At 71.0% G+C, this 18,744-nt stretch carries 21 protein-coding genes; 6 read left to right on the plus strand and 15 right to left on the minus strand.

What is annotated here, in order from left to right; all coding sequences use genetic code 11:
- Window positions 1-5 precede the first annotated feature (5 nt).
- The gene (locus INQ48_14775) at window positions 6-788 is read left to right on the plus strand and encodes an SDR family oxidoreductase (GenBank protein QRF60397.1); all 783 of its coding nucleotides are present in this window, start codon (window positions 6-8) and stop codon (window positions 786-788) included.
- On the opposite strand, the gene INQ48_14780 is transcribed toward INQ48_14775, so the two are convergent.
- The 13 genes from INQ48_14780 to flgB form a co-directional block, all read right to left on the minus strand.
- Window positions 785-1,483 carry an EAL domain-containing protein gene (locus tag INQ48_14780; GenBank protein ID QRF60735.1) on the minus strand — a complete coding sequence of 233 codons (699 nt, stop codon included), beginning with the start codon at window positions 1,481-1,483 and terminating at the stop codon, window positions 785-787. The two genes, INQ48_14775 and INQ48_14780, sit on opposite strands and share 4 nt — an antisense overlap.
- A gap of 359 nt (window positions 1,484-1,842) precedes the next feature.
- Window positions 1,843-3,075, minus strand: a complete 1,233-nt coding sequence (locus INQ48_14785; protein QRF60398.1) for an HDOD domain-containing protein — start codon at window positions 3,073-3,075, stop codon at window positions 1,843-1,845.
- A gap of 44 nt (window positions 3,076-3,119) precedes the next feature.
- Window positions 3,120-4,322, minus strand: a complete 1,203-nt coding sequence (gene flgL, locus INQ48_14790; GenBank protein QRF60399.1) for a flagellar hook-associated protein FlgL — start codon at window positions 4,320-4,322, stop codon at window positions 3,120-3,122.
- Between the two features lie 19 nt (window positions 4,323-4,341).
- Window positions 4,342-6,225, minus strand: coding sequence for a flagellar hook-associated protein FlgK (gene flgK, locus INQ48_14795; protein QRF60400.1), 1,884 nt, complete (start codon window positions 6,223-6,225; stop codon window positions 4,342-4,344).
- Window positions 6,226-6,246: 21 nt separating this feature from the next.
- Window positions 6,247-7,101: a flagellar assembly peptidoglycan hydrolase FlgJ gene (gene flgJ / locus INQ48_14800; protein ID QRF60736.1), complete on the minus strand. Its 855-nt coding sequence runs from the start codon at window positions 7,099-7,101 to the stop codon at window positions 6,247-6,249.
- Window positions 7,102-7,106: 5 nt separating this feature from the next.
- Window positions 7,107-8,258, minus strand: a complete 1,152-nt coding sequence (locus INQ48_14805; GenBank protein QRF60401.1) for a flagellar basal body P-ring protein FlgI — start codon at window positions 8,256-8,258, stop codon at window positions 7,107-7,109.
- 14 nt (window positions 8,259-8,272) lie between these two features.
- Window positions 8,273-8,872 (minus strand): flagellar basal body L-ring protein FlgH, encoded by a 600-nt coding sequence (locus tag INQ48_14810; protein ID QRF60737.1) that lies wholly within the window; start codon window positions 8,870-8,872, stop codon window positions 8,273-8,275.
- A gap of 89 nt (window positions 8,873-8,961) precedes the next feature.
- Entirely contained in the window at window positions 8,962-9,744 is a 783-nt protein-coding gene (gene flgG / locus INQ48_14815; GenBank protein ID QRF60402.1) for a flagellar basal-body rod protein FlgG, read from the minus strand.
- Window positions 9,745-9,775: 31 nt separating this feature from the next.
- Window positions 9,776-10,516: a flagellar basal-body rod protein FlgF gene (flgF, locus tag INQ48_14820; protein ID QRF60403.1), complete on the minus strand. Its 741-nt coding sequence runs from the start codon at window positions 10,514-10,516 to the stop codon at window positions 9,776-9,778.
- 25 nt (window positions 10,517-10,541) lie between these two features.
- Complete coding sequence (gene flgE / locus INQ48_14825; protein ID QRF60404.1) at window positions 10,542-11,759, minus strand: flagellar hook protein FlgE; 1,218 nt, start codon at window positions 11,757-11,759, stop codon at window positions 10,542-10,544.
- A gap of 38 nt (window positions 11,760-11,797) precedes the next feature.
- On the minus strand, window positions 11,798-12,475 hold the full coding sequence (locus INQ48_14830; protein ID QRF60405.1) for a flagellar hook assembly protein FlgD: 678 nt from the start codon (window positions 12,473-12,475) through the stop codon (window positions 11,798-11,800).
- Window positions 12,476-12,515: 40 nt separating this feature from the next.
- Window positions 12,516-12,920 (minus strand): flagellar basal body rod protein FlgC, encoded by a 405-nt coding sequence (flgC, locus tag INQ48_14835; GenBank protein QRF60406.1) that lies wholly within the window; start codon window positions 12,918-12,920, stop codon window positions 12,516-12,518.
- A gap of 3 nt (window positions 12,921-12,923) precedes the next feature.
- A complete protein-coding gene (gene flgB / locus INQ48_14840) occupies window positions 12,924-13,361 on the minus strand; it encodes a flagellar basal body rod protein FlgB (GenBank protein QRF60407.1) in 438 nt (145 codons plus the stop codon).
- A 211-nt stretch (window positions 13,362-13,572) separates the two neighbouring features.
- Here flgB and flgA point away from each other — a divergent pair, with 211 nt between their 5' ends.
- From flgA to INQ48_14855, 3 genes are all read left to right on the plus strand, one after another.
- Entirely contained in the window at window positions 13,573-14,313 is a 741-nt protein-coding gene (gene flgA, locus INQ48_14845) for a flagellar basal body P-ring formation protein FlgA (protein ID QRF60408.1), read from the plus strand.
- A gap of 97 nt (window positions 14,314-14,410) precedes the next feature.
- Window positions 14,411-14,719, plus strand: a complete 309-nt coding sequence (flgM, locus tag INQ48_14850; GenBank protein ID QRF60409.1) for a flagellar biosynthesis anti-sigma factor FlgM — start codon at window positions 14,411-14,413, stop codon at window positions 14,717-14,719.
- A gap of 4 nt (window positions 14,720-14,723) precedes the next feature.
- Window positions 14,724-15,104: a hypothetical protein gene (locus INQ48_14855; protein QRF60410.1), complete on the plus strand. Its 381-nt coding sequence runs from the start codon at window positions 14,724-14,726 to the stop codon at window positions 15,102-15,104.
- On the opposite strand, the gene INQ48_14860 is transcribed toward INQ48_14855, so the two are convergent.
- Together INQ48_14860 and INQ48_14865 are read right to left on the minus strand one after the other, a co-directional pair.
- A complete protein-coding gene (locus tag INQ48_14860; GenBank protein QRF60411.1) occupies window positions 15,105-16,028 on the minus strand; it encodes an SdiA-regulated domain-containing protein in 924 nt (307 codons plus the stop codon). It lies immediately after the preceding gene.
- An 18-nt stretch (window positions 16,029-16,046) separates the two neighbouring features.
- Window positions 16,047-16,967 carry a LysR family transcriptional regulator gene (locus INQ48_14865; protein ID QRF60412.1) on the minus strand — a complete coding sequence of 307 codons (921 nt, stop codon included), beginning with the start codon at window positions 16,965-16,967 and terminating at the stop codon, window positions 16,047-16,049.
- A 127-nt stretch (window positions 16,968-17,094) separates the two neighbouring features.
- On the opposite strand from INQ48_14865, the gene pdxA reads away from it, so the two are divergent.
- Window positions 17,095-18,072 (plus strand): 4-hydroxythreonine-4-phosphate dehydrogenase PdxA, encoded by a 978-nt coding sequence (gene pdxA / locus INQ48_14870; protein QRF60738.1) that lies wholly within the window; start codon window positions 17,095-17,097, stop codon window positions 18,070-18,072.
- Window positions 18,069-18,740: a 4-hydroxythreonine-4-phosphate dehydrogenase gene (locus tag INQ48_14875; protein ID QRF60413.1), complete on the plus strand. Its 672-nt coding sequence runs from the start codon at window positions 18,069-18,071 to the stop codon at window positions 18,738-18,740. The genes pdxA and INQ48_14875 overlap by 4 nt, the downstream gene beginning before the upstream one ends.
- The last annotated feature ends 4 nt before the right edge of the window (window positions 18,741-18,744 follow it).

The raw sequence follows: 18,744 nt of genomic DNA on the forward strand, positions 1-18,744 counted from the left end.
ATCTCATGAACATGCAAGGCAAGGTCGCGATCGTCACCGGCGCGGCCGCGATGCTGGGCAGCGCCATCGTGCGCACGCTGGCGGGGGCCGGCGCGCGCGTGGTCGCGGTCGACATCGACGCGGCGCGCGGCCAGGCGCTGGCGGAAGAGGTCGGCGCGGCTTGCCGCTTCGCCGCCTGCGACATCGCGAACGACGAAGCGCTCGACGCGCTGGTGGCCGATGCGCTGCGCATCGAGGGCCGCATCGACTGCCTGGTCAACAACGCCGTGGTCTACAACGACGGCGGCATGGGCGCGAAGCGCGCCGAATGGCTGGCCGCGCTCGACGTCAACCTGGTCTCGGGCGCATTGCTCGTGCACAAGGCGACCGAGGCGCTGGCCGCGCAGGGCGGGGCCATCGTCAACATGGGCAGCGTGGGCGGCAAGTTCGGCACCGCCGACCGCGCGCTCTATCCCGCGGCCAAGGCGGCGATCCTGCAGCTCACGCGCAACCAGGCCGCGACGCTGGCGCCGCGGCGCATCCGCGTGAACTCGGTGTCGCCGGGCTGGACCTGGTCGGACGCGCTCTCGCGCATGGCCGGCGGCGACCGCGCCAAGGCCGACCGCATGGCCGCGCCGCTGCATCCGCTGGGCCGCGCGGGCGACGGCGACGACGTGGCGCAGGTGGTGCTGTTCCTGTGCTCGGACGCGGCACGCTTCGTGACGGGAGCCGACATTCCGGTCGACGGCGGCTTTTCAATGCTCGGGCCCGATCAGGGCCGCTCGGCGCGCGACTGGTTCGCGAGCTAGTCGAAGCGCTTCTCCCACTCCCAGTTCACCGCCGGCAGGGTCTCGACCACCGGCCGCGCGAACAGGTAGCCCTGGAACAGCCGGATGCCGAGCTCGCGCAGCGCCATCGCCTCTTCCATCACCTCCACGCCCTCGGCCACCACGTGGATGCCGAGTTCGCCACAGGTCGAGACGAAGCCCTTGACCACGGCGCGGCGCACGCCGTCGGTGTGGATGTTGCGGATCAGCTCCATGTCGAGCTTCACGATGTGCGGCCTGAGCGCAACGAACAGCTCGAAGCCCGCGAAGCCGGCGCCGAAGTCGTCGATGGCCGAGGAGAAACCGTGCTGCTGGTGCATCTCGAAGGCCTGCACCAGGTGCGGCAGGTCCTCGACGCGCTCCGACTCGGTCACCTCGAAGATCAGCCGCTCCTTCGGGAAGCCGAAGCGCTCGGCGGTCTCGACCGCGCTCTGGAAGCATTCGCCCTGGCGCCCGGCGTCGTTGGGCATCACGTTGAGGCTCAGCCGCGAGGCCATGCGCAGCCCGGCCGCGAGCTCGATCGCCTTGGCGCGGCAGGCGCGGTCGAACTCGACGCGGTGGCGCGCATGCACCAGCCCGAGGATGTGGCCGGCGCCTTCGCCGTGGATGCCGCGCACCAGCGCCTCGTGCGCATAGACCTCGCCCTTGTCGACGTCGACGATGGGCTGGAAGGCCATGGTGAAGGCGGGGCAGCTCGCGGCGAAGTCGGGCACGGCCGAGGCATCGTTGCTGGCCTGGGTGGCCGGCTGCTGGAGGCGGTTGATGGTCAGCGCGCGCGCGGCGCTGCAGTAGCCCGGCGGACGGGCGGCGAATTCGCGGGCCAAGGGTGCCAGGCTGGACACGGATGGCCTTCAGACCCGGGGGCCGTGGATGAAAAGTCGTTGCGGGATGCCCGACATGGTGTTCTCCGGTTCCTGGGCGCGGCCACGCGGGGCCGCATGTCCGCTTTTTCGGCGCGGCGGCGCAAGACTTGAGGAGAAAAAGGGCCCGGCGGGCAAAAAAAGGAGGCGGCTCCTCCCAATGGAGGAGCCTCGGCCTAGAAGCCGCCCGCCGCGATCATCCGTAGCAGCGCGCGGTTGACTTCCTCGGCATCGACCGCATGCGTGCGGCGCAGGTTGCGCAGCGCGGTCGGGTTGCTCGATTCGAGCGCGATCGCGAGCTGCAGCGCCGGCGCGTAGGGGCCGTTCTGCGCGATGGTCGCGGCCACGATGCGGTCGGTCAGCGGGATGCGGCCGAAGCTGGTGCGCAGCGGCTCGCCCATCACCAGATCGAGCTGCGAGAACAGGCCGCACAGGTAGACCTCGCGCTTGAGGTCGTCCTCGATGCCGGCGTCCATCAGGTGGGCGACCAGGTGGCCGCGCATCGCCATCGAAGTGTTGAGCGGGCGCAGGTTGGCGTCCTCGCTGGCGGTCGGCAGCTGCTGCGACAGCCAGGTGCTCAGGCGCTGGAAGCCGATCATCATGAAGCCGTGGCGCAGCGAGGCCACGCGGTTCGGCAGCCCCAGGCCCGGCGAGTTCAGGTAGAGCATCAGCGCGTAGACCAGCGCGGCCTCGCGGCTCACGAGCTGGTCGATGCGCTCGAGCGACTCCTCGGCATCGATCGCGTTCATCACGCGCACGATGGCGCGCCGCGTCGGCGGCAGCGGCTGGCCGCCGTAGCCGTGCAGCACGTCCTCGCTGGGCCAGCCGGCCACGGCCCAGGCGTTCTGCTGGTCGAGCGCATGCTCGGCCAGCGCGCGGCTGGCCACGCCGTCGATCAGCGCCTCGGGGCGCACCGGGCTTTCGTCGCCGGGGTGCGCCATGCTGCGGTCGAACACCGTGGTGTCGCGCGTCACCTGCGCCAGGCGCAGCGCGTCCATCGCGTCCTCGGGCGCGAGCCGCAGCAGCCGGCGCTCGAACCACGGCGCTGCCTCGCCGTCGGGGATCTGGGTCGGCACGCCGCTCGCGACCATGCGCACGCCGCGGCGGGCCGCGGCGCGCACGGCGGGGCGCAGGCCGGCGTCCTGCATCCAGCCGAGCGGGATCTCGAGCATCGGGCCGGCCGCCTCGGCATTGCTCGCGATGTCGCGCAGGAACTCGGGCGTCTGGATCGACAGCAGGAGCGTCGGCGAATCGGCGTTCCAGGTCTCGGCCAGGGTGCGCAGCAGGTGGCGCCCGTCGATGCGTTGGCGGTCCTCGTGGACGAAGAGCTGGACTCCCGCGAGTGCGCGCGGCCGGTTCCAGAACGGGCGGTAGCCGAGGGTCAGGCTGCCGAGTACCGATTGAGACATGAAGACGAGAAGGAGAGAACGAACGAAAGGGCGGTCATGCCGCCTCAGCCGATGAAGTTGAACAGCGACAGCTTCTGGATTTCGGCATAGGAGCCGAGGGCCGCGGAGTAGGCGGTCTGCTGGGTCTTGAAGTCGGACAGCGCCTGGATCGTGTCGAGGTCCTCGGCGCGCGAGCGGTCGGCCTCGAGCTGCAGGCTGCGCGAGGACTGGCGGTCGGAGATGCTGTCGACCTGATTCAGCAGGTCGCCCGCGCGGCCCCGCGAGGCCGACAGCCGCGCGCTCGCGGCGTCGATCTGCACCAGCGACTGCGCCACGTTCTGCGCCAGCTGGCCGCTGCTGTTGCTGCCGTCCTTCACGCCCGCGATCGCCTGGTCGAGCACGCCGAACAGGCTGGTCTTGCCGCTGGGCGCGACGGTCAAAGCATTGCCGTCGGCCGGCACGCCGCTGGCCGTGAGCGAGATCCCGGCGAACTCGATCGCCTGGCCCGCGGTGTAGGGCTGGCCCGACTTGAGCGTGGCCTGCGTCGTGGTGTCGATCACGTCGTAGGTGGTCACGCCGTTGGCGACGCTGAAGGCGACGCGGTAGCCGTGGCCGGTCAGCGCAGAGGGATCGACCACCTTGCCGGCGTCGTTGTAGACGTTGCGCGTGCCGGCCGCCTGGCTCACGGTGAACACGCCGTTGCCGGTGGGCACGTCCATCCAGGTGGCGTGGCCGTCGAGCATCGAGGGGATGGCGGTGTCGCTGGCCGCGCCGGCCTGGCCCGCGATGCCGTCGAAGCGCACGCCGCTGCCGTTGTCGACGAAGGGCGCGGCGGTGCTGCCCAGGCCGCCGAACAGCGACTGGCCGTTGCTGTCCTGCGCGTTGGCATAGCCGAGCAGTTGCCCGCGCAGGGTGGTCAGGCGCTGCGCGATGGTGGCGCGGTCGGCCGCCGACAGCGTGGCGTTGCCGGCGTTCACCACCAGCGTGCGGAACTCGGCCATGGCCGCGGTCGCGCTGCCCAGGGTCGACTCGGCCGTCGACACCGCGTTGCGCTGCAGCTCGAGCGCGCGCTGGTCGGTGCTGACGCGCGCCATGCGCGTGATGGCGCGCTCGGCCTGCGCCGCGCCGGTCGGGTCGTCGCTCGGGCGCAGCACCTTCTTGCTGGCGCTGAGTTGCTCCTGCAGCTTCGAGAGCTGGGACTGGCGCGTGGTGAGCTGGCGCACCGCGTTGTCGTAGGTGGTGGCGCTGGCGAGGCGGGTGGCTGTCATGGTTCTTCCTGTCTCCCGATCAGTTCATGTTCTGCAGCAGCGAGTCGAAGATGCTCTGCGCGATCTGGATCATCTTGGACGAGGCCTGGTAGGCCTGCTGGTACTGCAGCAGCTTGGCGGCTTCCTCGTCGAGGTTCACGCCGGCCTGGCTGGTGCGGTCGGTCTCGAGCGAGGTGGCGATCGAGCTCGAGATCTCGGCCGCGTACTGCGCGCTCTGCGAGCGCACGCCGACCTGCGCCATCAGCGCGGCATAGCCGTCGGTCATGGCGGCGCCGTCGAACACCGTCTTGTCGCGCAGCGCCAGCAGCGCCTGCGCATTGCCGGCGTTGCTGCCGCCGTAGGCGGTGGTGGCGGCCTGGACGGTGATGGTGTCGCCGGCCTTGGGCGTGCCCGACAGCACGAGGGTCCAGCCGTTGTAGCTGATCGGCTGGCCCGCCACGTAGGGCACGCTGGTCGGGTTGCCGGTGCCGTTGCCGGCCACGTCGAAGCCGCCCGCGCCGTTGAAGGTCAGCGTGACCGGCTGGTTGAGGTTGGCGTTGGCCGAGGTCGCGGCCAGGCTGCCGACCGACATGCCGCCGGTGTTGCCGGTGCCCACGCGCGCCTCGACCGGGCTGCCCGCGGCCAGCCCGCGCGCCGAGTGCAGCACGGTGGCCATGTCGCCGGCGGCCGAGGCATAGGGCTTGAGCACGAAGCTGTCGCCCGCGGCCGCGCTGCCCGCCTTGAGGTCGAGCTTGATGCCGTCGACCTCGATCGGCATCGGGCCGGTGAAGCTGGTGGTCTTGCCGTCCGACAGGCGCTGCACTTCGATGCTGCCGCCCGCGCCGAACTTGAGCTGGTAGCTCGAGGCCGCGAGCGCCGAGGTGTTGGACACCGTGGCGCCGATCACCGCGTTGCCGGTGTTGCTCGCGGCGCCCATCGCGTCGGGGATGGCGATCGGCTTGAAGAAGTCGCCGCCGGGGTTGCCGTCGAGGTCCACGCCGAGCCGGTGCTGGGCATTGATCTCGGTGGCCAGCGTGAGCGCCATGCGGCCCAGGCCGTCGCGCGCCTCGGCCAGGTCCGAATTCTGGAAGCGCAGCAGTCCCGCCACCGCGCCGCCGCCCAGCGTGGCCTCGTCGATGGTGGTCGCGAGGCCGTTGCGCATCAGCGTCAGCTTGCTCTGGTTGGCGTCGTCGGTGCTCATCGCGACCTGCGCCGCCTTGTTGCCCAGCACCAGCGCCTGGCTGCCCACGAACACGCTGAGCGAGCCGTCGTCGGCCTGCACCGTGGTGGTCTGCACCTGCTGGTTGAGCTCGCGCAGCAACTGGTCGCGCTGGTCGAGCAGGTCGTTCGGGCTCTGGCCGCCGCCGCTGGCGCGCGCGATCTGCTCGTTGAGCGTGGCCAGCCGCCCGGCCAGGCCGTTGATGCTGCGCACCGCGTCGCCGAGCTGCGAGTTCACGCCCTTCTGCAGGTCGTCGAGCCGGGTCTGGGCGTCGCGCATGCGCGCGGCCATCTCGTCGGCGCGCGTGATCACCACGTTGCGCGCCGTCACGTCGGTCGGCGCGCTCGCGATGTCGGAGAAGGCGTTGAGCAGGTCCGACACGGCCGCGCCCAGGCCGGTCTTGCCGCCCTTGAAGATGTCCTCGAGCGACGACAGGCGCGCCGCGCGCGTCTCGTCCATGGCCTGCACCGACTGGGCGGCCGCGGCCTGGCGCGTGAGGAACTCGTTGTGGGCGCGCTCGATGGTCGTGACCTCGACGCCCTTGCCGATGTAGCCGCTGCCGGTGTATTGGCCCGCGACCTGGCCCATCACGGCGGTCTGGCGCGAATAGCCGACGGTGCTGGCGTTGGCGATGTTGTGGCCGGTGGTCGACAGCGCGACCTGGTTCGCGAGCAGGGCGCGGGCGCCGACGTTGAGCAGACTCATGGCGGGATCTTTCTCGGCGCTTCAGGTGCGCTGGATCTTCAGCGTGGTGTGGATCGCGCGGCTGAGCTTGGCCGCGTAGGCCGGGTCGGTGGCATAGCCGGCGCGGTGCAGTTCGCTCGCGTAGGCGCTGACCGAGCTCACGCTGGCGCGCGCCTTCTCGTAGCGCGGCGAGTTGCCGATCAGGCGCGCGTAGTCGCGGAACGACTCCTCGTAGGAGTCGTAGGCACGAAAACGCGCCGTCACCTTGCGCGGCTCGCCGCCGATGTATTCGGTGGTGGTCACGGCCACGGTGGGGCCGGTCCAGCTGCCGCCGGCCTTGATGCCGAACAGGTTGTGCGAGGGGCTGCCGTCGCGGTGGCGGATCTCGCTGCGGCCCCAGCCGGTCTCGTGGCCGGCCTGGCCGATCATGAAGCTGGCGGGAATGCCGGTCTCGCGCGACACGCGCTCGGCCGCGTCGTCGTGCTGCTCGACGAAGCTGCGCTGGTTGGCGGCCGGCTTGATGCGCGCGGCCTCGGCGCCCAGCGCGATGGTCGGTGCCTTGGCGGTGCCGCTCATCTGCTGCGTGAGCTGGCGCGTGATCGCGTCGGTGAGGCCGCCGGGCAGGCCCGAGAGCTGCACCGCGAACTGCTGGTCGAGCAGGTCGGTGCCGAGCTTCTCGCCGTCGCTGTCGAGCAGGCCCGACTTCATGGTCGCCTCGCGCATGCTCTTGATCAGCTCGCGCATGAACAGCGACTCGAACTGCTTGGCCGCCTCGCGCACCGCCTTCGGGTCGTTGCCGTTGGCCGCGAGCTTGAGCGCGTCGAGCGAGCGCGCATCGGCCGCCAGCCCCTGGCCGGTGGACGGCGACATGGACATCGCCGACAGCGAGGTCTGCATCGACATCAGATCACCTCGAGTTCCGCGTTGAGCGCGCCCGAGGCCTTGATGGCCTGCAGGATCGCGAGCAGGTCCTGCGGCGTGGCGCCCAGCGAGTTGAGGGCGCGCACCACGTCCGACAGCAGCGGCGCGGCCGGCACCTGGATCATGGTGCCAGGCTCCTGCTTGATCTGGATCGAGGCCTGCTCGGCCACCACCGTGCGTCCGCCCGACAGCGGCGCGGGCTGGCTGATCACCGGCGCCGAGCTGATCGTGACCGACAGGTTGCCGTGCGCGATGGCGCAGGGCCCGAGCGTCACGGCCTGGTTCAGCACGATCGAGCCGGTGCGCGCATTGATCACCACCTTGGCCGCGGGCGTGCTGGCCTCGAGCGTGAGCTCCTCGAGCTCGGCGATGAAGTTCACGCGCGCATTGGCGTCGGTGGGCGCGCGCACCTGCACCGTGCGGCCGTCCATGGCGCGCGCGGTGCCGGTGCCGAGCCGGCGGTCGATGGCCTGGGCCACGCGGCGCGCGGTCTGGAAGTCGACCGCGTTGAGGTCGAGGTTCACGCTGTCGCCGTCGAGCAGCGGCGAGGGCACGCTGCGTTCCACCTGCGCGCCGTTGGGCACGCGGCCCGCGCTCAGGTGGTTGATCTGCACCTTGCTGCCGGCGGCCGCGGCGCCGGCGCCGCCCACCACCATGTTGCCCTGCGCGAGCGCGTAGATCTCGCCGTCGGCGCCGCGCAGCGGCGTGGCGACCAGCGTGCCGCCCTTGAGCGACTTGGCATTGCCCATCGAGGAGACGTTGACGTCGAGCTGCTGGCCCGGCTGCGCGAAGGCCGGCAGCTGCGCGGTGACGATCACCGCCGCCACGTTCTTGAGCTGCAGCTGCGAGGCGCGGTTGTCGGGCAGCGTGATGCCCAGCTGCTGCAGATAGTTGGCCACGCTCTGCGTGGTGTAGGGCATCTGCGTGGTCTGGTCGCCGGTGCCGTCGAGCCCGACCACCAGGCCGTAGCCGGTGAGCTGGTTGCTGCGCACGCCCTGCACGGCGGCGACTTCCTTGATGCGCAGCGCATGCGCCTGCTGGGCGGGGCCGAGCGCGAGCAGCAGCATGCCGAGCAGGCCGAAGGAGAGCGCGGCAACGCGGCGGCGCAGGCGGTGCTGGGACGTGAAGGACATGGCGTCGTGCATCCTCAGAACGGCAGCACGCTCATGAAGAAGCGGCCCAGCCAGGGCATGACCTGCGATTCCTGCTGCGCGCCGCGGCCGCGCGACTCGATGCGCACGTTCGCCACCTGCGTCGACAGCACGTTGCTGCCGGCCTGGATCGAGCGCGGATCGATGGTGCCCGAGAAGCGCAGCACGTCCACGTTCTGGTTCACGCCGATCTGCTTCTCGCCGGTCACCACCAGGTGGCCGTTGGGCTGCACGTCGATCACCGTCGCCGTGATCGAGCCCTGGAAGGTGTTGGCGCTCTCGGTGCCGCCCTTGCCCGCGAAGTTGTGGGCCGACTCGGCATTGGCGCCGGCGCGGCCGAAGGAGTTGGCGGCGAAGAAGGGCAGCGCCGCGATGCTGGTGTCGATGCTGCTGGTCTTGCCGATGGTCGAGGTCGACTTCTGGCTCGCGCTCACGTTCTCGACGATCGAGATCGTCACCGTGTCGCCGATCATGCGCGCGCGCCGGTCCTCGAACAGCGGCCGGTAGCTCGCGCTGCGGAACAGGCTGCCCGTGGCCTGGCGCGGCACGGCCGCCATCGGCGAGGCGCTCACCGGCGGCGGCGCGGTCGAGGGCATCTCGACCTGCGGCGTGTTGGCCAGCGTGGTGCAGCCGCTGGCCACGACGAGGGCGAGGGCGGCGAAGGCCGCGCGGAACAGGGAAGGTCTCACAGCTGCCCCAGCTTCTGCAGCATCTGGTCGCTGGTCTGGATGGCCTTCGAGTTCATCTCGTAGGCGCGCTGCGTCTGGATCATCGAGACCAGCTCCTGCACCACGTTCACGTTCGAGGTCTCGAGGAAGCCCTGCATCACCGTGCCCAGGCCGTTGGTGCCCGCGGTGCCGCCGTTGGGCTGGCCCGAGGCGGCGGTCTCGGCATAGAGGTTCTCGCCCAGCGGCTCGAGGCCGGCCGGATTGATGAAGTTGACGATCGCGAGCGAGCCGATGTTCTGCGGCGTGGCATTGCCCGACAGCGTGGCCGAGACCGTGCCGTCGCTCGAGATGCTGACGCTGGTCGCGGTGGCGGGCACCGTGATGCCGTTGGCCACCGGCAGGCCGGAGGAGGTGACCAGCCGGCCCTGCGCGTCGACCTGGAACGAGCCGTCGCGCGTGTAGCCGATGGTGCCGTCGGGCTGCGTGACCTGGAAGAAGCCGTTGCCCTTGATCGCCAGGTCGAACTGGTTGTTGGTCTGCTGCATGCTGCCCTGCGAGAACGAGCGGCTGGTGGCGACCGTGCGCACGCCCAGGCCCAGCTGCAGGCCGGTGGGCAGCTGCGACTGCTCGGTGCTGTTGGCGCCGACCTGGCGCAGGTTCTGGTACATCAGGTCCTCGAACACCGCGTTGGCGCGCTTGTAGCCCGTGGTCGAGACGTTGGCGAGGTTGTGCGAAATCACGTCCAGCTGGGTCTGCTGGGCTTCCATGCCGGTCTTGGAGATCCAGAGCGAATTGATCATGGCGAGGGTCTTTCTTCTCTTGCAGCGGGCATCAGCCCTGGACGTTGAGCAACTGCGCGGCCGACTTGTCGGAGTCCTGCGCGGACTGCAGCAGGCGCAGCTGGCTGTCGAACTGGCGCGCGGCGGCGATCATCCCGACCATGGTCTCGATCGGGTTCACGTTCGAGCCCTCGAGCGCGCCGGTCTCCACGCGCGCGGTGGCGTCCGAGGGCAGCGGCTCCTGCGAGGCGGTGCGGAACAGGCCGTCCTCGCCGCGGCGCAGCGGGTCGTCGGCCGTGGGCGTGGCGAGCTTGAGGCGGCCCAGGGTGGAGGAGGGCTGGTCGCCGGTCTTGGCGCTGACCGTGCCGTCGCTGCCCACCGACAGCGTCGAGCCCGGCGGCACGTCGATCGGCGCGCCGCCGTCGGACAGAAGCGGCAGGCCCGAGCTGGTCATCAGCGTGCCTTCGGGCGAGACCTGGAAGGCGCCGGCGCGGGTGTAGGCCTCGGTGCCGTCAAGGCCCTGCACCGCGAACCAACTGCGGCCCTGCGCCACCATGTCGAGCGCGCGGCCGGTGCGCTGGATCGCGCCGGGCTTGTCGTCGTGGCCCGAGGTGGCTTCCATCGCGAACACGCGCGTGCTGGCGCCGTCGCCGCGCAGCGGCACCGCGCGGAAGGTCGAGAGCTCGGCGCGAAAGCCCTGGGTCGAGGCATTCGCCAGGTTGTTGGCGAGCACGCTCTGGCGCTGCGCCGCGGCGCTCGCGCCGCTCATGGCGGTGTAGATCAGGCGGTCCATCGCGCGTCGCTCCCGGTGCGTTCGATCAGCGCAGGTTGATCAGCGTGGACATGACCTGGTCCTGCGTCTTGATGGTCTGTGCATTGGCCTGGTAGGCGCGCTGCGTGCTCATCATGTTGACCAGTTCGGCCGTGAGGTCGACGTTCGATTCCTCCAGCGCGCCCGAGCGCAGCTGGCCGAAGGTGCCTTCGCCGGGCGCGCCGCGCACCGGCTGGCCCGAGGACGCGGTCTCGACCCAGTAGCCCGAGCCGCTGGGCGCCAGGCCCTGGGCATTGCGGAAGCTCACCAGCGCGACCTGGCCCGCGGCCTGGGTCTGGCCGTTCGAGTAGGTGGCGGTGATGACGCCGGTGTCCTCGATCTTGATGCCGGTGAGCTGGCCGGCGGTGTAGCCGTCCTGCGTCAGGTCCGACACCGCGAAGCGCGCGTTGACCTGGGTCATGTTGCTGAGGTCGAGCGAGGCGGTGAAGGTGCGCGTCGGGTCGTTGGGCGAGGACAGCGTGATCGCCGGCACCGTCGAGGTGGTGGTGTTGAGGCTGCCGTCGGCGTTGAAGTTGAGCTGGAACGGCGTGGAGGCCGCGGGGTCGCTGCCGTTGACGCTGGTGTAGACGTTCCAGCTGTTATTGGCGGCCTTCTGGAAGTACAGGCCGACCGGCACCTCGAGGCCCTGGGCGTCGTAGGCGGTCAGCGAGGTGCCGTAGGTGCGGATCGGCGTCGGCGGCGTGGCGGTGGAAGCCACCACGGCGCTGGCGTCGAGCGTGATCTCGGCCGCCATCTTGGTGGTCTGCTTGGCCGGAATCGGCGCGCCGGTGGGCAGCTTCAGCGGGATCGCGTCGTAGCTCTGGCGCACGCCGTTGGCGTCGGTGGCATAGCCCATCACCTGCGCGCCGCTGTTGGTGATGATGTTGCCCTGCTTGTCCTGCTTGAAGTTGCCGGCGCGGGTGTAGGCGGTGGAGCCGTCGGGCGCCTTCACCTGGAAGAAGCCGCCGCCGTTGATGGCCACGTCGAGGTCGTTGCCGGTGATCGACAGCGAGCCCTGCGAGAACTGCTGCGAGACGTCGGCCACGCCCACGCCCAGGCCCACGTTGGTGCCGCCGATGGCGCCGGCCGAGCTGGCGTAGATCTCGGCGAACTCGGCGCGCGAGGACTTCATGCCGGTGGTGCCCGCGTTGGCGATGTTGTGGCCGATCACGTCGAGGCTGCGGCTGGCGGCGTTGAGACCCGAGAGTGCCTGTTGAAAGCTCATGGAGTGGCTCCTGTGTGCTGGATGGGAAGGGGTGTCTGTCAGAGAACGGCGTGCACGTTGGCGTAGGGCGTCTTGCCCGCGGTCAGCAGCGTGAGCGTGAGGCCGCCGCTGGCGTCGCTGCCCACGGCCACCACCTTGTCGCGCATCAGCGCCACGGCATCGACCTTCTCGCTGCCGTTGGTGGCGATGACCTTGAACTGCAGCGGCGTGTCGGCCGGGTACTTGGAGGAATCGAGCGTGAAGCCGTGCTGGCCCGCGTCGAGCTCGCCGAGCGAGACGGTGTCGACGATCTGGCCGCCGGCCGTGGTGACCTGGATCTTCACGTTGCTGGCCTTGGCCGGCAGCTCGATCGCGCCCACCGCGGTCTTGGCCGTGGTGTCGAAGGCCAGCTGGTTGCCCTCGGTCAGCACGCCATGGCCCACCAGGTTGCCGGCCTGCAGCACCTGCATGGCCGACATCTGGGTGTTCATGTTCTTCATCGTGTCGTTGAGCTGCTGGATGCCCGTGACCGTGTTGATCTGCGCGATCTGCGAGGTCATCTGCGCGTTGTCCATCGGATTCATCGGATCCTGGTTCGCGAGCTGGGCGACCAGCAGCTTGAGGAAGCGGTCCTGCGCCTCGGCGGTGCCGCTGGCGGAGATCGACTTGCTGTCCGCGCTCGAGCTCGGCACGTAGGTGGTGCCGGTGAGGTTGGAGGTGGCGGCGGTGGAGGTCATGCGCGGGCGTCCGGAAGAAGGGTGTGCGGTGGGGTGGCGGTCACTGGCCGATCTGCAGCGTCTTGAGCAGCAGGTTCTTGGCCGTGTTCATCACCTCGACGTTGTTCTGGTAGGAGCGCGAGGCCGAGATCATGTTGACCATCTCCTCCACCGCGTTCACGTTCGAATGGGTCACGTAGCCCTGGGCGTCGGCCATCGGGTTGGCGGGCTCGTGCACCTTGCGCCCGGGCGTCTGGTTCTCGGTCACCGAGTCCACGCGCACGCCGGCGCCGGTCTCGCCGTCGAGCGCCACGGTCTGGAACACCACCTGCCGCGCCTTGTAGGGCTGGCCGTCGGGGCCGGCCACCGCGTCGGCATTGGCCAGGTTGCTGGCCACCACGTTCAGGCGCTGCGACTGCGCGCTGACCGCGCTGCCGGAGATGCCGAAGATCGAGAACATCGACATGGCTTATTGCCCCTGGATGGCCGCGAGCAGCGTCTTGCCCTGGCCGTTGATGAAGCGCAGCGTGGCCTCGTAGCGCACCGCGTTGTCGGCGAAGGCCGCGCGCTCGCGGTCGAGGTCGACGCTGTTGCCGTCGAGCGAGGGCTGGGTCTGGACCGCGTAACCACCAGTGGCGCCGCTCGCGCCGCTGCCACCGGTTCCGCCGCCCGAAGTCAGCGGGATGTGGCGCGCGTCGGTGCGCCCGTCGGCGCTGGCACCCGAGGCGGCGCGCGGCGTGCCGCCGCCCGTGGCCTCGCGCATCGCGTCGGCGAAGCTGAAGTCGCGCGCCGCGTAGCCGGGCGTGTCGGCGTTGGCGATGTTGCTCGCGATGTCGCGCTGGCGGTCGGCACGCAGCACCAGGGCTTTCGCCTGGAAATCCAGTGAGTTCGTCAGTTTGTCGAGCATGGGCCGGGGTCCTCGCGAAGGGTGTGGGCGTGAGCGCCCGTGCGGAAATTGTGGGAGCCGCGCCGATTTCGGAAGCGCGGATGAAAGGCGGCTTTTTCGGCCTTATCGCGGCTTTGGGGTCGGGGCGTACTGCCTACAGTGCGGGTCGCGCTGCGGTGGGCCGAGGCACGCGCGTTCCGCATTTCCGTCCCTGCACACCCCGGAGGAGCCCATGGCCGTCCCCGCATTCCCTCTCGCTGCCGGCGCGCTGCTGCTCGCCGCCTGCACCGCCTTCAGCGCCTTCGCCCAGCAGGCGCCGTCCGAAGGCGCCGAAGCCGGCGAGGCCTTCGCCGCCAGCACCCGCCAGTGGCTCGACGACGCCGTGGCCCAGGCCCAGTCGGCCAATCCCGCGCCGCTGCGCATGGAGGTCGCCATCGGCGCGCTCGACAACCGGCTGCGCCTGGCACCCTGCAGCCGCGTCGAGCCCTACATCCCCACCGGCCTGCGCCTGTGGGGCCGCACCCGGCTCGGGCTGCGCTGCGTCGAGGGCGGCGCGCGCTGGAACGTCTTCCTGCCGGTCACCATCAAGGCCTTCGGCCCGGCCTGGGTGCTGCGCGACAACGTGCTGCCCGGCACCGTGCTGAGCGCGGCCGACGCGGTCGAGGCCGAGGCCGACTGGGCCGCTGAGCCCTCGCCGGTGATGGCCGAGGCCACCCAGTGGGTGGGGCAGGTCGCCTCGCGCTCGCTGCAGGCCGGCCAGCCGCTGCGCCAGTCGATGGTGAAGCCGGCCCAGGCCTTCGCGGCCGGCACCCAGGTGCGCGTGGTGGCCCAGGGCCAGGGCTTCGAGATCGCCACCGAGGCCCAGGCGCTGACGCCGGGCGTGGTCGGCCAGATGGTGCGCATCCGCATGGAGAATGGCCGCATCACCACCGGGGTGGTGCAGGATCCGCGCACCGTGCGCCTCTCGATGTGACCGTCGCGGCGCAAAAAACTTCGAAAAAGTCCTCAAGTCCGTCGAACGGCGGTCGAAATCCTGGGGACGAAGCCCCCGCCCGGGGCCAGGAGCCGCCATGAAGATCAACCCGTTGCAAGATCCCGCCGTCGCGGCCGCCACCGGCGTGACCGCGGCCGCGAAGACCGGCCGGGGCGCCACGCCCGCGGTGGCCGATGCCGGCGACGCCACCGGCACGCCGGTCAGCGTGTCGGCCTCGGCCCGCACGCTCGAGGCCGCCGCCACGGCCGGCAGCGGCATCGACGAGGCGAAGGTGGCCGCGGTGCGCGCCGCCATCGCCAACGGCAGCTTCAAGGTCGATTCCGGCGCCATCGCCGACAAGCTCCTGGCCAACGCCCAGGAATTCCTGAGCCGCGCAAGGAACTGATGCCATGCCCGATACCCGTGCTTCCGCCGAGATGCTGCTGAGCGAAGTCGAGGACCAGCTCGACCTGGTCGATGCCGGCCTGCGCCGCGCCGAGCCCTCGGACCTGCTGCAGGCCAGCGGCGAGCTGCGCCGCTGCGCCACCGGTTTCGCGCGCGCCCTCGAGGCCGCGCTGTCGGCCGAGGCGCTCGACGCCGAATTCCGCCGCCGCGTCGAGGCCGTGGCCCAGCGGCTGTCGAACCAGCGCGACAGCGTCGCGCGTCGCACCGTCATCGTCGACCGCAGCCTGGCCTCGCTGCTGGGGCCGCGCCCCGACGCCACCTACACCATGCCCGGCGAGCGCAGGGTGTTCGCGGGGCTGCGCTCGGCCTCGATGCCGGCGCACTGACTACGACGGCTTCGGCACGCGCTCGAAGCGGTAGAACAGATTGGGTTCCGACAGCAGGTAGAGCCGCCCGTCGGGACCGACCGCCACGCCCTCGGGCTGCGGCACCTTGCGCCGCAGGCCGCCGAAGCCGCGCCACAGCGGCAGCATGCTGACCGGGCGCCCGTCGCTCGCGTACTCCACCACCAGCGCCGACTCGTCGCTCAGCAGCAGCAGGTGGCCGGTCGGGTCGTGCAGCGTGACCGAGGACAGGTCGCTCATGAACAGCGAGCCCGCACGCGAGGACTTCCATTCGCTGATGTCGATGTTGAAGCCGCTCGCGGAGGGCGTGTCGGGATCGAGCCCGGTCACCATCAGCACGCGCATCGGCAGCTTCTCGCGCACCACGTACAGCCGCTTGTGCACGCCGTCCCAGGAGATGCCCTCGAAGCTGCTGTTGTGCAGCCGGTCGATGCCGATGCCCAGGCTCGGCCGGCCGGCCACCGACACCCGCTGGGTGTCGCGCCCGATCCGCACCCAGTACATGCGGTGGCTGTCCTCGTCGGAGATCACGTAGCTCTCGCCCTGCACGTAGGTGATGCCCTCGGGGTCCTTCACGCCCTCGAGCCCGATCACGCGCAGCAGCCGGCCCTCGGTGTCGAGCTCGGCAATCTGCGGCGGGCGGTTGATGACCGTGAAGAGGGTGCCGGTCTCGGTGTTGAAGGTCAGGCCCGAGGCGTTGCGCGTCAGGCCCTGGATCGGCAGGCCCTCGACCGCCACCCGGTAGTCCGGCAGCCACAGCGACTTGCCGGCCCATTGCGCGGCGCCCAGCGTGGTGCCGAGCCAGTAGTAGCCGAGCGCGAGCACCTTGAAGTACCAGGCGAAGGCCACGGCGAATGCGAGCACGAGGGCCAGGAACAGGGTCTTGCGGGAGCGGGCGCGGATCATGCGGGCGCAGTCTAGCGTTCAGACCACCGAGAGCAGCCACTCGAGCAACTGGCGCTGCCGGCCCGAGGCCGGCGTCTGCGGCGACAGCAGGAAGTAGCCCGAGCCGTCCGCGACGAAACCCAGCGGCGCCGCCAGCACGCCGCTCGCGAGGTCGTCGCAGACCAGGTGCCAGGGCCCGATCGCCACCCCGAGCCCGGCGACCGCCGCCTGCAGGCTGAAATAGAAATGCTCGAAGACCTGTTCCCTGCCGCCGGTGTCGGTCGAGGCGCCCCGCAGCTGCGTCCACGACGGCCAGGCCTGCGGCCGCGTGCGCGTGTGCAGCCGCACCGCGTCGCTGCGCAGCGACGGACTCGCGCCGGCGTTGTCGAAGAAATCGCCGATCCGGTGCGGGCTGCACACGGGCCCGATCTTCTCCTCGAACAGCGGCTGCGCCTGCACGCTCGCGGGCCATTCGAAGTCGTTGCGGCGGATCGCGAGGTCGATGCCGCCGTCGAAGGAGAGTGGCCCGCCGCCCGCCACCAGGTGCACCGCGGCCTCGGGATGGCGCGCCTGGAAATCGGGCCAGCGCGGAATCAGCCAGCGCATCAGCAGGGTCGGCTCGCACGACAGCACCAGCGGTGCCTCGCGCGCCGAGCGCCGCAGCGCGCGCGTCGCGTCCTCGATCAGGCCGAAGCCCTCGTCCACCGCGCGCTGCAGCCGGCGCCCGGCCTCGGTGAGGAAGACGCCGCGGTTGCGCCGTTCGAACAGCGCCAGGCCCAGGTCGTCCTCGAGCATGCGTACGGCGCGACTGACCGCGCCATGGGTCAGGTGCAGGTTGTCGGCCGCCTGGCTGAAGTTCTGGGTCCGGGCCGCGGCCGCGAAGCAGCGCAGCGCCATCAGCGAGGGCAGGCGCGAGGGGTTCTTCTGTGAGCCAGGCTCACCGTTGGTGTCAGCAATCATCGTTTGTCCGGGGGCGGGCATCTGCATAGATTAGAGCGTCCGGCCCCGCCGTCCTCGATATTCCCTCATGCAAGAACTGTCAGCCCAACTCACCCAGTCCGTGCCGCCCGAGCGGCTCGCGCTGACGATGGGCGATCCCTCGGGCATCGGCCCCGAGATCGTTGCGCGCACCTTGCTGAATGCCGAGTGGGCCCGGCGCTGCGTGCTGATCGGCGATCCGCGCGTGATGCGCCGGGCCTTCGAGGCGCTGGGCGCGGGCGCGAGGCTGCGCGTGGCGGCGTCGATCGACGACCTGGCGCACGCGCCCGGCACGGTGAACCTGCTGGCCGCGTCGCGGCTCGAGGCGCTGCCGCCCGTGGGCGCCGTGCATGCGGCCAGCGGTCGGGCCGCCTTCGAGGCGATCTCGGCCGCGATAGCCCTCGCGCAGGCGGGTCGCGTGGCGGGCATCGTCACCGCGCCGATCCACAAGGAAGCGCTGGCCGCCGCCGGCCTGCGCTATCCGGGCCACACCGAGATCCTGGCCGAGCGCACCGGCTGCAGGGTCGCGATGATGCTGGCCAACGACGAACTGCGCACCGTGCTCGTGACGGTCCATTGCGCGCTGCGCGAGGCCATCGAGCGCGCGGACTTCGCGGCGCAGATGTCGGCGATCCGGCTCGCGCACCAGGGCGCCCGGGCCTTCGGCATCGCGGCGCCGCGCATCGCGGTGGCCGGCCTCAATCCGCACGCGGGCGAGGGCGGGCTGTTCGGCGACGAGGAGCAGCGCACCATCGCGCCCGCGATCGCCGCCGCGCGGCGCGAGGGCATCGATGCCAGCGGACCCTGGCCCGGCGACACGGTGTTCATGCAGGCGCGCCAGGGCCGCTTCGACGTGGTGGTGGCGCAGTACCACGACCAGGGGCTGATCCCGGTCAAGTACCTCGGGCTCGACCGAGGCGTGAACATCACGCTCGGCCTGCCGTTCGTGCGCACCAGCCCCGATCACGGCACCGCCTTCGACATCGCGGGGCGCGGCAGCGCCGACGCCGCCAGCCTCGACGCCGCGCTCGACATGGCCGCGCGCCTGGCGGCCGCCAACCGAACCACGAGAAAGGCCCGACCATGAGCGGCTTCGAATTCATCTTCATGCTCACGCGGCACGACCGCACCGTGGCCGACGCCGCGCGCCATGTGGCGACGGCGCTCGCGGCCGGCGTGCGCCACATCGGCTTCAAGGACATCGGGCTGCCGATGGCCGCGCTCGAGGGCCTGCACCGAAGCATCCGCGACCACGGCGCTTCGAGTTACCTCGAGGTGGTCTCGCTCGACCGCGACAGCGAGATCGCCTCGGTCGAGATGGCGTGCCGGCTCGGTGTCGACCACCTGCTCGGCGGCACGCATGTCGACGAGGTGCTGCCGCTGCTCGAGGGCACGGGCATCCGCTACTACCCGTTCGCGGGCCGGGTCTCGGGGCATCCGAGCGTGCTCGGCGGATCCATCGAGCAGATCGTGGCCAGCGCCCGCGCGATCGCGAGCCGGCCCGGTGTGGCGGGGCTGGACCTGCTCGCCTACCGCGCCGCGCTCGACGTGCCGCGGCTGATGCGCGCGGTCTGCGAGGCCGCGGGCAAGCCGGTGATCGTGGCGGGGTCGATCGACACGCCGGAGCGCATCGCGGCGATCCGCGCCAGCGGCGCCGCGGGCTTCACGGTGGGCACGGCGGCGCTCGACGGGCGCTTTCCGGCGGCCGGCCCAAGCCTCGAAAGCCAGCTCGCGGCGATCCTCGGCGCGCGATGAAGAA

It is taken from the genome of Variovorax paradoxus (assembly GCA_016806145.1).
Classification (GTDB): Bacteria; Pseudomonadota; Gammaproteobacteria; order Burkholderiales; family Burkholderiaceae_C; genus Variovorax.